This is a genomic window from Azospirillum agricola (assembly GCF_017876095.1).
Classification (GTDB): Bacteria; Pseudomonadota; Alphaproteobacteria; order Azospirillales; family Azospirillaceae; genus Azospirillum; species Azospirillum agricola.
Genome location: NZ_JAGINM010000024.1, coordinates 89,340 through 100,864, shown reverse-complemented (window position 1 = coordinate 100,864; position 11,525 = coordinate 89,340). Strand labels below are relative to the sequence as shown.

Below are 11,525 nucleotides of genomic sequence, written 5' to 3'. Positions count from 1 at the left end.
GCTCGGGCCAGACGGCGGCGGCGCGCTCCAGATAGGTCAGCGGCGTCAGCGCCACGAAGTTCGCGGCGTTGCGGTCGAGATCGCGTTCGTAGGCGCTCGGCTGGGCCGTGGGTTGGGCAATGGGCTGGGTGGAAACCTCGTTCATCGGACCGTTCTCCCTCGTGATTCTTGTTGGTTGCGCGGCGCTTGCTCCCGGCCGATCCTCTCAGCCGGCCGACACCGTGTTGTCCTTGCGGCGGGACAGTTGGACCTGCCCGTCCAGGCATTTGACGTAACCGGTCTTGCCCGGCTTCAGCCCGTCGAGGATCGTCACCAGCGCGCGCGGGATCGCCGCGAACTCCTTCGAGCCGCGCGACTGGCTGTTGTAGTGGGCGATGTGCTGGCGCAGCGCCTCCTTGGACACCGGCTTTCCGTCATTCCCGATCATGGTGCGATGGCTTTCTGGCGGTGATGGTCGATGCGGCGAAGTCTCCGGGGACCGGGCCTATTTTGCCAGGAATCTCATATAGGGGAACGCTTCGAAATCGTGCCAGACCACCGACGGGGCCGCACCGCACCGCGCCATCCAGTCATGCACGCAGTGGGGCGCCGCCCGGTCCAGGGTCCAGAACGCCCGTCCCCGGTCGAAGGACCGGCCGATGTAGGCGACCACCCGGTCGAGGAACGCGCGGCCGGCCAGGGTGGGGTTGAACGCCATGAAGCCGGCGGCCCGGGAATGGTCTCCCGTCTGGAGGCGCGGCACGCCCAGAAGGTGCCAGGTGTCGGCCACCGTGGGATCGGCGTCGAGGATGCGTTCGTAGAGGCTGGCCGCCTCCGGCAGGCGGTTGCCCTGGTGCAGGTCGACGGCGATCCGCAGGGCTTCGGAAATGGTGGCCATGGATGGAGCCTTTCCGCTCCCGGTTGTTCATCGACCCATGACGACGGTGCCGGGATTGCGCACGCTCCATCCTCTACCCCACTCCGTGCCCGTCTGCAAAGCGGGTCGGGGGCGGATCGGAGCGGAGCGGTTCAGGCCGATCCCGCAGCCTCGGCGATCGTCGGGCTGCCGGTCCGCGCGGCGGGGAACAGGATGGTGACGGCGGTTCCCCGCCCCAGCTCGCTGTCGATGACCAGGCTGCCGCCATGCAGCTCGACCAGATTGCGGCTGATCGACAGGCCGAGCCCGGTGCCGCCGAAGCGCCGGGTGATGGAGCTGTCGGCCTGCTGGAACGGCTCGGCGATGCGGGCGAGCGCGTCCGGGGCGATGCCGATGCCGGTGTCGCGGACGGTGATGGCGAAGCCGCCCGCCTTGCCGTCGCCGTCCGGCCGGACGCCGGCCTCGATCTCGACCCGCCCGCCCTCGGGCGTGAACTTCACGGCGTTGGCGAACAGGTTCAGCAGGACCTGGCGCAGCGCTCGCTCGTCGGCGAGGAGGGCCGGCAGGTCCGGCGGGCAGGCGACGGTCAGCGACAGGCCGCCATGCTCGGCCGGCACCGCCATCAGCGCGCGGCAGGATTCCAGCGTGTCGGCGACGTCGACCCAGCCCTCCTCCAGCGTCAGGCGGCCGGCCTCCAGCTTCGACATGTCGAGCACGTCGTTGATCAGCTCCAGCAGATGGCGCCCGCTGTTCTGCACATGGCGCGCGTAATCGTGGTAGCGCGGGCTGCCGAGCGGGCCGAACAGCTCATGCAGCATGATGTCGGAAAAGCCGATGATGGCGTTCAGCGGCGTGCGCAGCTCGTGGCTCATGGTCGCCAGGAAGGCGCTTTTGGCGCGGTTGGCGGCCTCCGCCTGATCCCTGGCCGCGGCCAGCCGCTCGGCCGTCTCGACGCGGTCGGTGATGTCGCGGGCCAGCACCATCACCATCGGGCGGTTGCCGAAATCGGCCGCCAGCATCTGCGTGCGCCCCTCGAACCAGCGCTGTCCGGCCTGGACGGCCAGCGGGTATTCGGCCCGCTGCGGCTGGCCGGTTTCCAGCGTCCGCCGCAGCGTCTCCATCAGCCGGTCTGCGATGTCGGGCGGAAGAAGCTCGTGCAGCTTGCGGCCGACGGTGTCGCGGACGGGACGCGGCAGCAGGGTGCCCTCGCTGGCGATCACCTCGCGGTAGCGGCCCTCCTCGTCGAGGATGAAGACCAGATCGGGCAGGGCGCGGACCAGCGCCGACAGGCGGCTGGTGCTGGCGCGCAGCGCCTCCTCGGCGAGGCGGCGCTCGGTAACGTCGCGCGCGACGCCGAGATAGAGGCCGTGCTCCAGCCGCACCGCGTTGACCTCGGCGCGGACGATGCCGCCGTCCTTGCGGCGCAGCGCCATCTCGCCGCGGAACAGGCCGGTCTCCTTGACCGCCAGGAAGCCGGCGAGGCTCGCCTCGCTCAGGGGATGCTCGCGGGCGACCAGATCCGGCACCCGCATCGCCAGCAGCTCGTCCCGCGAGAAGCCGAGCGTCTGGCAGGCGGCCGGGTTGACGTCGATGAAGCCGCCGCCGTCGCCGCTGATGAAGAAGCCCTCCATCGCGGCGTCGACGTAGGAGCGCAGGCGCGCCTCGCTGTCGCGCAGGCTGTCCTCCATGCGCTTGCGCTCGGTGATGTCGCGCCCTTCCACCACCAGCAGAACGACGGTCCCGGTTTCGTCGAGGATGGGCTTGATCGACACGTCCATGACGCGGAGGCCGTCGTCGGTGGCGAGGTCGGTTTCGTAGCGCAGGAAACGGCCGGTGGCGGCGGTCTCGATGGACTGGCGGAACTGGGCGGCGATCGCGTCGGTGCGGGCGAAACCGCGGAAGCTCCAGACCGGCCGGCCGATCACCCGGTCCGGCGGCAGGCCGGCGAGCGCGCAGGCCGAGCGGTTCAGCGCCACCACCGTGCCGTCGGGGGCGATCAGCCCCATGGTCTGGAAGCTGCTGTCGAACAGGGCCTGGAACTGGCGCTCGCTGGCGCGCAGCGCGCGGGTGGTCTGTTCCAGCCGGCCCAGATGGCGCAGCACCTGCGTGGCCAGCAGGATCAGCACGGCGGACAGGGCGGCGGTCTCCAGCCCGCGCTGCCACAGGTCGGTGCGCCAGCTTTCCAGATAGTCGGCGGCGCCCAGCCGGACGACGATGTTGAGCGGCAGCCCTTCGATCCGGCGGATGACGCCGACGCGCTCCTCCCCGTCGAAGGCGGACAGGCCGGTCAGGGTGTGGACCGGCTCGCCGTCGTCGTGGCGCGGGAGCGCGGCGGCGAAGGCGTAGGGATCGGCCTCCAGCCTCGTGCTGCCCCGCGAATTGGCGAGGACCGCCCCGTTGTCGTGCCACAGGCCGATGAATCCGTGGGGGCCGATGTCGACCGAGGCGTAGAAGGCGGAGAAGCGCCGCAGGTCGATCACCGCGGCGGCGACGCCTTCGAAACCGCCGTCGGAATCGGTCAGGGGGCGGCTGACGGCGACGCGCCAGCCATCCTCCCGCCCGTCGCGGAAGGGGGCGGAGATGTGGAAGCCCCGGCTTTGCCGGACGCGGGGGGAGCGGTGCGCCTCGAACAGGTCCAGCCCGGCGACCGAGGCGAGGGAGGTGGCGCCCGAAACGTGGCGGACGCGGCCCCCGGCGTCGGCGACCAGCAGGGAGCGGACGGCGGGCAGGGGGACGGCGGGCAGGGCGTCGGTGGCGTCGGCCCGTCCCGTCGCCGGCTGGGCGGTGCCGGCCATGTGGGCGAACGGGGACGGCACGCTGTCGATCAGCGCCAGGACGGCCTGGTCGGCCGAGCGGACGGTGTTGAGGGCGTCGGCCTCCAGCGTCAGGGCGAGGTTGCGGCTCTGGCGCAGCGCCTCGTCGACCGCGCGGTCGCGCGCGCGCTGCAAATCCTGGTAGGCGACGAAGGCGAAGCCGCCGATCAGCACCGCGACCAGCGCGATGCGCAGCCCGACGACCCGGCCCGGCAGGCTCCATCGCGCCTCGGTGTGCCGGCCGCCGGATGGCCGAGTGTCGCGGGCCTGTCCAGGCCCGTGTTCTGAGGTGTCCGCCAAGATCGTCCGCCGATGGTGCCGCCGGGACCCTGGGCCGGATCGCCGCGGCCGGAGTGTAGCACGCGGTCCCGCCCGATCCACCGCTTCCGGGGCGGATCAGGGATTCCCCCGGTGGGGGCCCGGTTGGAGGCAAGGAGGGGGCTTGGCCGGGGAGGCTGTGGGGCGGCAAACTTTGCTCGACAAACGGGGCGGCCCGCGCTTACCTCTCGCCCGGTTCCGCCTCCCCCTCAACCCGCGCCCTCAACCAGCCCCCAACCGGCTGGGACCGCGCAAGCCGGAGAGGTTTCGTGCAGGAGTTCCTTCAGGACGTCGTCAACAGCCCGCTGTTCGGGCTGCTTCTGTTCAACGTGGCGATCGTCTGGCCCTTCTGGCGCATCCTGCGCCGGGCCGGGCTGCCGACCTGGTGGGCGCTGCTGGTGCTCATCCCCTTCGGGCTGGTGCCGGTGATCGGCGTGCTCGCCCACAGCCGCTGGCCGGTGCTGCCGGAGCGGCGGACGCGCGCGGTCAAGGCCCGCAGGAGCGTGTGATGGCCTTCATCAACGATCTGGAGCCCTGGCAGTTCTACCTCATCATCTCGCTGGTCCTGACCTACACGATGGTCGCCGGCGGCTGGGTGCTGGCCAAGGCCGGGCGCAGCCCGCTGTGGGTGCTGCTGCTGCTGTTCCCCTACGTCAACGTGCTGGCCGTCTGGATCTTCGCCTACATGCGCTGGCCCTTCGTCGATCCCGCGGTTCCGCCGAAGGGCGACCGGTAAGGGCCGAAGGCCGGGCGTGCGACGGCGGAGGACTTGAAGGCGGGGGGGAAAGGCCGTACGGTCGCGGCGGTATTTTCCCCTTCCCATCCGCATGAGCAGTCCCATGAGCGGCGCGTCCAAAAAGCAGGTCAAGAAAGTGGTGCTCGCCTATTCGGGCGGCCTCGACACCTCCGTCATCCTGAAATGGCTTCAGGAGACCTATTCCTGCGAGGTGGTGACCTTCACCGCCGACCTCGGCCAGGGCGAGGAGTTGGAGCCGGCCCGCAAGAAGGCCGAGCTTCTGGGCATCAAGCCGGAGAACATCTTCATCGACGATCTGCGCGAGGAGTTCGTTCGCGATTTCGTCTTCCCGATGTTCCGCGCCAACACGCTGTACGAGGGCACCTACCTGCTCGGCACCTCGATCGCCCGGCCGCTGATCGCCAAGCGCCAGATCGAGATCGCCAACATGGTCGGCGCCGACGCCGTCTCGCACGGCGCCACCGGCAAGGGCAACGACCAGGTCCGCTTCGAGCTGGGCTACTACGCGCTGCGTCCGGACATCACCATCATCGCGCCGTGGCGCGAGTGGGACCTGAACAGCCGCACCACGCTGCTCGACTACGCCGAGAAGAACCAGATTCCGATCGCCAAGGACAAGCGCGGCGAGGCGCCCTATTCGACCGACGCCAACCTGCTGCACATCTCCTATGAAGGCAAGGCGCTGGAAGACCCGTGGGTCGAGCCGGACGAGGACATGTTCACCCGTTCGGTCGCCCCGGAGAAGGCGCCGGAGACCCCGACCTACATCGAGGTCGAGTTCAAGAACGGCGACGCGGTCGCCATCAACGGCGTCGGTATGACTCCGCGCGAAATCCTGACCGAACTGAACCGGCTGGGCGGCGAGAACGGCATCGGCCGCCTCGACCTCGTCGAGAACCGCTATGTCGGCATGAAGTCGCGCGGCGTCTACGAGACGCCGGGCGGCAGCATCCTGCTGGTCGCGCACCGCGCCATGGAGAGCATCACGCTCGACCGCGGCGCCGCGCACCTGAAGGACGAGCTGATGCCGCGCTACGCCGAGCTGATCTATTGCGGCTACTGGTGGAGCCCGGAGCGCCTCGCCATCCAGTCGCTGATCGACCAGACCCAGGACGTGGTGAACGGCACGGTCCGTCTGAAGCTCTACAAGGGCAACGTGACGGTGGTTGGCCGCAAGTCGCCGAACTCGCTCTACCGCATGGACTATGTGACCTTCGAGCAGGACAGCGTCTACAACCAGAAGGACGCGGAAGGCTTCATCAAGCTGAACGCGCTGCGTCTGCGCCTCGGCGCCATGGCCAAGCAGAAGCTCGGCCAGTAAGGAAGGAAAGGCGGGAGGGCGCCGCCCTCCCGCAACCCACCCGCCAAGGGCCGCCCATCGTCGGGAAGGGGGCCCTTGGAACCCGTCATTCGGTGGGCAGGGACAGGTTTCCCGCCTCGTCGAGCGGGAAGAAGGGGTTCCAGGCGACCTCCCACGGGTGCCCGTCCGGATCGGCGAAATAGCCCGAATAGCCGCCCCAGAAGACGTCCTGCCCCGGTTTCAGGATCCGCGCGCCGGCCCGTTCGGCCAGGGCCAGCACGGCGTCCACCTCCGCCCTGGAGCGGACGTTGTGGGCCAGCGTGATGCCGCCGAAGCGCGCCGGATCGCCGGCGTCCGGCAGATGGGCGTCCTCGGCCAGCGCGGCGCGACCGTACAGACCCAGCGCCATGCCGCCCAACTGGTAGAAGGCGACCTGCTCGCTGCCGCCCGGCGACGGCTTCCAGCCCAACCCCTGTTCGTAGAAGCGCCGGGCGCGGGCGAGATCGCCCACACCCAGGGTGACGAGGCTTATCCGAGGTTCCATCAGGGTCTCTTTCCAAAAAGACGACCATGCCACAGCGGGGCGGCGGTTCCCATGGAAGCGCTTTGCAGCCGCGGCGGAGCCATGGGTTTTGGCGATGCACGCTTCCATGTTGATGGATTTTCAACCGAATGTATGCATCGCCATGGGAAGTATCCGCCGAGTTGATTTCCTCTAAAGATTGTTGGTCTTGCGTGCTTCTTCAAAAAATTGATGAATCGCATATTCATGCAGCCTTGGCTTGGAGGCTTGGTTATATTTGAGCCGTTGGTTGGAGCCGCCGGCTTTGACTGACGCGCGCGTTGCAATTCACCCGGCTTCGAAACACGGCATGACTCGACCCCTTCTGTCCGCTCCCGGTCATGCGTTCGTCTGGGCCACCGTTTCGGCGGTTGCCTTCGCTGCCAGTTCGGCGGCCGCGAAGTTCCTCGGGGAAAAGCTGCCGGCCGCGGAACTGACCTTTTTCCGGGCCGCTTTCGGTGCGGTGTTCCTGATCGGGGTGTGGCGGTTCGTTGCCGACCTTGGGAAGCTGCGCGATCCTTGGGGGCACGTGACCCGTTGCGGGTTGGGCATCGTGTCCCTCTACAGCTTCATGTACGCCGTCACGGCAATTCCTCTCGCCCTTGCGAGCCTGCTGTTCATCACCCGTGTGTTGCTGCTGCCGGTGACCGCTCAGATGATGCTGGGCGAGCGGTCGGGACCGTTGGTGTGGGGCGCGGTGATCATCGGCTTTGTCGGAGCGGCAATTCCCTTCGTGCCTGCCTTGGCGGTACCCGAACAGCGCTGGGGCGTGGTTGCAGCCCTGCTGGCTTCGGTTTCGTCGGCCGGATCCCAGACGGCGGTGCGCCGCTTGACGGCAACCAATTCCGCCGGTTTGATCGTGCTGGTGTACGCCACCGTATCGCTTGCCGCGACCGCGCCTGTTGCGATGGCCAATTGGGTTGTGCCGCCTGCTCCAGACTGGGTGCTGCTCGCCGCGCTTGGTCTGTTTGCCTTGGGCGCGCAATTTGCCGCCGCGAAGGCGTTCAGCATGGCTTCCGTGGGATTTCTCGCCCCGTTTGATTTTCTGACGGTTCCAGTTGCGGCAGCGCTTGGATTCCTTCTCTTCGGCGAGATCCCGACTGGGTTTGATCTGGCCGGTGGAGTGCTTGTCCTGGCTGCGGTTGTTGCTGTGACGCGGGGGCGAGGCTTCAGGTCTCCCCGGTCGTGACCGAGTCGCGCATTCTATCCATACCTGAATATGCAATTGTGCCGCTCCAGATAATTGTTTGTTGCGCGCGTGCAACACGTCCTTGAGTTGGTCCCGAAAAATGGGCCGCTATCCTCTTTTGGGGATTCTTTGCGTGCGTATCCTTGGTGGAGTCGCCATGATGCTTTCTCCACTGAGAAAGTGTCTGGTGCACCGTGTCGGCAACTCAAATTCCGAAGCAATTGGATGATTTGATCGGAACGGCATCCGAGATGCAGGGAGCCATCCTCGTCTATCGGAATGATGTGGTCGTGTTTGCCAACGAGTTGGCTCGAAGCATCCATGCTCAGCAGGACTGGTCCGCCCCTGTGACCTTCGATGGCATTTTCCGTAAGGCGATCGAGTTGGGGCGGATTGATGATCGCATCATCCTCGACGATCCCCCCGGCCATCTTGTTTACGCGAAGATGGTGAGGATGCGTGAAAGCCACCATTCCTTTCAGCGCCGCTATGATGGGCTGCTTTATCACCGGCATCATGTCGGCTTGGACCGGGAATGGAATGCCCAAATTTGGGTGAGGGCACGGTCCTGGCTGGAGGCCTCGGATGACTTGGCGTTCGTGTCTGCCGGTCTGGAGGAACAGGTTGAGCAGAACCGGGCGCTGGCCGGGATGACTGCCCTGCTCGACCGGATGGGGATCGCCATGGCCGTCGTCGCCGCCGATGGGCGTGTCATCGATTGCTCACCCCTGATGGCGAGCCACTTCCGTGACGGCACCCTCATCAGCCTCAGCGGCGGCGACGCCCTCGAATGCCGCGACAAGGCCAGCACTGCACAGCTTCGCCGCGCCGTCGCCGCGGTTGCGGACGGTCGCGAACAAGCGGTGCTCATCCCCGTTCCGATGGGTGACGGGGTGCAACCGCTCGCCGTCATGTCGGCTTCGCCGACCGACAGGACAGCCATCGTCGTTGTCCAGGACATCGCCCGTTCGGAGCCGCTCGAGGACATTCTCGTTGCCGCTTATGGGTTGAAGAAAAGTCAAGCAGAGGTTGTGGTTCGTGTTGCCGGCGGCGAAACCGCCGATGACATCGCCGCAGCTCTCAACCGTCCTTACGACACCGTCAAGCGGCAGATCGCAACATCCAAGGCCAAGATCGCCGCCGGACGTCAACATGGCCTCGCCCATATCGTGACGCGAGTTGCCGCTCTTTTCGGTGGTATTTCATCATCGGAATCAAGAAGGAAAATGCAATGACTGGTCTGGACTATGTGAATTCCTATGATTTCTCTCGTGTCATTGCCCATGTGGTGCGTGACGGAGCCTCGCTGGAGGAGGCAACGAAGTCGGCGGATCAACTTCGCGCCTTCATGGCGCTGAACGTCATGTATTTCGACTCACCGACCTGCCTCGTTGCCTGGGAAGGCATGGAGCCGGCTTGGCATGCGTTCATTCTGGACACGCGTGAATACGCGCGTTTCTGCCACAACGCGTTCGGGCGTATGCTGCATCATTGGCCCGACGCCTACGGAACGGACGAGTTCCGCTCCGGCTGGTCGAAGACGGTGGAACTGGCTGCCAAGCACTTCGGGATCTTCCTGGATCGCGATCCGGAAGCGCGCGAATCGGCTCGCGGCAAGCAATGGAACATGGCCGCCGCCTGCAACCGTCCGGCCGAGCCGGGCGAAGGCGACGAATGGCCGCTGAGCGTCCGGTCGGTCGCCTGAGTTTCAGCTCCGGCAGTCTTGTGCTGCCGGAGTTGCCTGTCCTTGTCGGCCCGATGGCCGTGCTCAACGAGGAGAGGTCGGAAGGTGCCCATCTTGCGCAAGTCGAAACGACGAACGCCCGGCTGCGGTAACAGCCGGGCGTCCTGTCAGCGACTCGGGGATACCGAGCCGTGAACTGATCCTCACGGGAACTTGGAAGAAGCCATGACGATCGATGATGAAAATACGCGCTATCCGTTCGAGTGCAAGCCATTGCGTGCGTATCGTGGGGGCAGGGGCATGAGTGAGGGGTGCGCAGCATGAGCCCCGTCTGTCTTCCCATCCGTGACCGGAGAGCCCAGAGCCCGACCTTTCCGGTGATCGAGATCACGAACCTGACGCTGGCCGACGCGGCGGACTGGCAGGTCGCCGTCATGACCGAATGCCGCCGGCGGAAGGCGCTGACGCCGGCCCTGGCCGGCTGGCTGGAGCGCGTCGGCCTGTTGTCCCGTTGCAGCTTCCTGTCCAGTTCCGGGCCGGGCGAGCCGCTGTCCCCGTTCCGTCCCGGACGGACGGCCCCGCCGGTTTCCGGCGGGCCGTGGGACGAGGTGGTCCTGGAGCCGGACGGAGAGGAGCCGGCCGCCGTCACGCCGGATCCGCTCGTCGCGTTCGCCCAGGACGTCGGGGCGGAATACGCCGAGAGCGTCGGCCCCGGCGAAACCGCCTTCAGCCGGGTGATCGTGTCCGGCGTCGGCCGCCCTTTCGTCTACACGCACGCCCTTTACGGCTGGGAGGATCGCGGACGCCGCATGGTCCTGTCCGCCGTCGACATCCAGACCCTGCATTGAAGGAGGTCGCGGTGACGACACCCGTCAACACGCCTCCGATGGAAGGCGCCTTCGTGGTTTCCGATGCCGGCCGGGAGGAGGCCGCCCATCTGCCCCAGATCGATCATCTGTCCATCGCCCAGCTTCGCCAGCGCGCGGCGGGCAACCGGGACGATGCCCGCCGGATGAAGGGGCGCGGCTTTGCCGGCTGCGTCGCGATGCTGCTCGCCGATGCCGAGCGGTGCGAGGCCCGGATTCGGGAGTTGGAGACGATGTGCGGGCGCATAGGCTCCGGCAACGCCCGCCGCGCCGTCGCCGCCGCGGCCCGCTCGATGTCCTGAGCCTGCCCGCAGCGTCGGTCGGGACAGGGATTCGCTTCCGGCCTCGGAGCGGCGCCCGGTCCGGGGCCGCTCCGAGACCGGGGCGACGGAAAGGCCGTTGTTACTGCGGGGCCATGCGGATGGCGCCGTCCAGGCGGATGACGTCGCCGTTCAGCATCTCGTTCTCGACGATGTGCTGGACGAGGCGGGCGTACTCCTCCGGCTTGCCGAAGCGCTTGGGGAAGGGGACCGTCGCGGCGAGGCTGTCCTGGACCTCCTGCGGCATGTTCAGCAGCATCGGCGTGCCGATCAGGCCGGGCGCCACCGTCATCACGCGGATGGCGCTGCGGGCGAGGTCGCGGGCGGCGCAGATGGTCAGCGCGACGATGCCGCCCTTGGAGGCGGCGTAGGCGGCCTGCCCGATCTGCCCCTCATAGGCGGCGACCGAGGCGGTGTTGACGATCACGCCGCGCTCGCCGGAATCGAGAGGTTCCAGCTTCGCCATGTCGGCCGCGGCCAGACGCAGGACGTTGAAGCTGCCGATCAGGTTGACCTCGATCACCGCGCGGAAGGATTCCAGCGGCATCGGGCCGTCGCGGCCGACGATGCGCTGGGCCGGGGCGATGCCGGCGCAGTTCACCGCGATGCGGGCCGGGCCGTGCGCCGAGCGGGCCTGGTCGAAGGCGCGCTCGGCCGAGCCGCTGTCGGTCACGTCGCAGACCAGACCCAGCCCGCCGATCTCGTGCGCCGTCTTCAGGACCGCGTCCTCGTTGACGTCGAGCACCGTCACCTTGGCGCCCAGGCTGGCGAGATGACGGGCGGTCGCCGCCCCCATGCCCGAACCGCCGCCGGTCACGATGGCGGACAAACCTGCGATGTTCATGGCGTCTCCTCCTTAA

The 11,525-nt window shown here is 67.5% G+C and carries 13 protein-coding genes; 8 read left to right on the top strand and 5 right to left on the bottom strand.

Going from position 1 to position 11,525, the window contains the following annotated elements; all coding sequences use genetic code 11:
• Positions 1–205 precede the first annotated feature (205 nt).
• The 3 genes from J2847_RS27770 to J2847_RS34705 all read right to left on the bottom strand — a co-directional run bounded on the left by J2847_RS27770 (position 206) and on the right by J2847_RS34705 (position 3,969).
• Entirely contained in the window at positions 206–427 is a 222-nt protein-coding gene (locus J2847_RS27770) for a hypothetical protein (RefSeq protein ID WP_209781992.1), read from the bottom strand.
• A gap of 57 nt (positions 428–484) precedes the next feature.
• Positions 485–877 carry a tetratricopeptide repeat protein gene (locus J2847_RS27765; RefSeq protein WP_209781991.1) on the bottom strand — a complete coding sequence of 131 codons (393 nt, stop codon included), beginning with the start codon at positions 875–877 and terminating at the stop codon, positions 485–487.
• Between the two features lie 131 nt (positions 878–1,008).
• Positions 1,009–3,969 (bottom strand): PAS domain S-box protein, encoded by a 2,961-nt coding sequence (locus J2847_RS34705; protein WP_267912577.1) that lies wholly within the window; start codon positions 3,967–3,969, stop codon positions 1,009–1,011.
• Positions 3,970–4,256: 287 nt separating this feature from the next.
• On the opposite strand from J2847_RS34705, the gene J2847_RS27750 reads away from it, so the two are divergent.
• From J2847_RS27750 to J2847_RS27740, 3 genes are all read left to right on the top strand, one after another.
• The gene (locus J2847_RS27750; protein ID WP_085555748.1) at positions 4,257–4,496 is read left to right on the top strand and encodes a hypothetical protein; all 240 of its coding nucleotides are present in this window, start codon (positions 4,257–4,259) and stop codon (positions 4,494–4,496) included.
• Positions 4,496–4,723 (top strand): hypothetical protein, encoded by a 228-nt coding sequence (locus J2847_RS27745; RefSeq protein ID WP_085555749.1) that lies wholly within the window; start codon positions 4,496–4,498, stop codon positions 4,721–4,723. Before J2847_RS27750 ends, J2847_RS27745 begins: the two co-directional genes overlap by 1 nt.
• A 103-nt stretch (positions 4,724–4,826) precedes the next feature.
• Positions 4,827–6,065, top strand: coding sequence for an argininosuccinate synthase (locus J2847_RS27740; protein ID WP_209781990.1), 1,239 nt, complete (start codon positions 4,827–4,829; stop codon positions 6,063–6,065).
• Between the two features lie 85 nt (positions 6,066–6,150).
• Here J2847_RS27740 and J2847_RS27735 read toward each other — a convergent pair whose 3' ends face one another.
• On the bottom strand, positions 6,151–6,588 hold the full coding sequence (locus J2847_RS27735; protein ID WP_209781989.1) for a VOC family protein: 438 nt from the start codon (positions 6,586–6,588) through the stop codon (positions 6,151–6,153).
• 328 nt (positions 6,589–6,916) lie between these two features.
• On the opposite strand from J2847_RS27735, the gene J2847_RS27730 reads away from it, so the two are divergent.
• The 5 genes from J2847_RS27730 to J2847_RS27710 all read left to right on the top strand — a co-directional run bounded on the left by J2847_RS27730 (position 6,917) and on the right by J2847_RS27710 (position 10,647).
• Positions 6,917–7,795 (top strand): DMT family transporter, encoded by an 879-nt coding sequence (locus J2847_RS27730; protein ID WP_209781988.1) that lies wholly within the window; start codon positions 6,917–6,919, stop codon positions 7,793–7,795.
• Between the two features lie 194 nt (positions 7,796–7,989).
• A complete protein-coding gene (locus J2847_RS27725; RefSeq protein ID WP_209781987.1) occupies positions 7,990–9,030 on the top strand; it encodes a helix-turn-helix transcriptional regulator in 1,041 nt (346 codons plus the stop codon).
• Positions 9,027–9,500: a glycine-rich domain-containing protein gene (locus tag J2847_RS27720; RefSeq protein WP_209781986.1), complete on the top strand. Its 474-nt coding sequence runs from the start codon at positions 9,027–9,029 to the stop codon at positions 9,498–9,500. Before J2847_RS27725 ends, J2847_RS27720 begins: the two co-directional genes overlap by 4 nt.
• A gap of 356 nt (positions 9,501–9,856) precedes the next feature.
• Positions 9,857–10,327, top strand: coding sequence for a hypothetical protein (locus J2847_RS27715; RefSeq protein WP_209781985.1), 471 nt, complete (start codon positions 9,857–9,859; stop codon positions 10,325–10,327).
• The gene (locus tag J2847_RS27710; RefSeq protein WP_209781984.1) at positions 10,324–10,647 is read left to right on the top strand and encodes a hypothetical protein; all 324 of its coding nucleotides are present in this window, start codon (positions 10,324–10,326) and stop codon (positions 10,645–10,647) included. Before J2847_RS27715 ends, J2847_RS27710 begins: the two co-directional genes overlap by 4 nt.
• Positions 10,648–10,747: 100 nt before the next feature.
• Here J2847_RS27710 and J2847_RS27705 read toward each other — a convergent pair whose 3' ends face one another.
• Positions 10,748–11,509, bottom strand: a complete 762-nt coding sequence (locus J2847_RS27705) for an SDR family NAD(P)-dependent oxidoreductase (RefSeq protein WP_209781983.1) — start codon at positions 11,507–11,509, stop codon at positions 10,748–10,750.
• Positions 11,510–11,525: the final 16 nt, after the last annotated feature.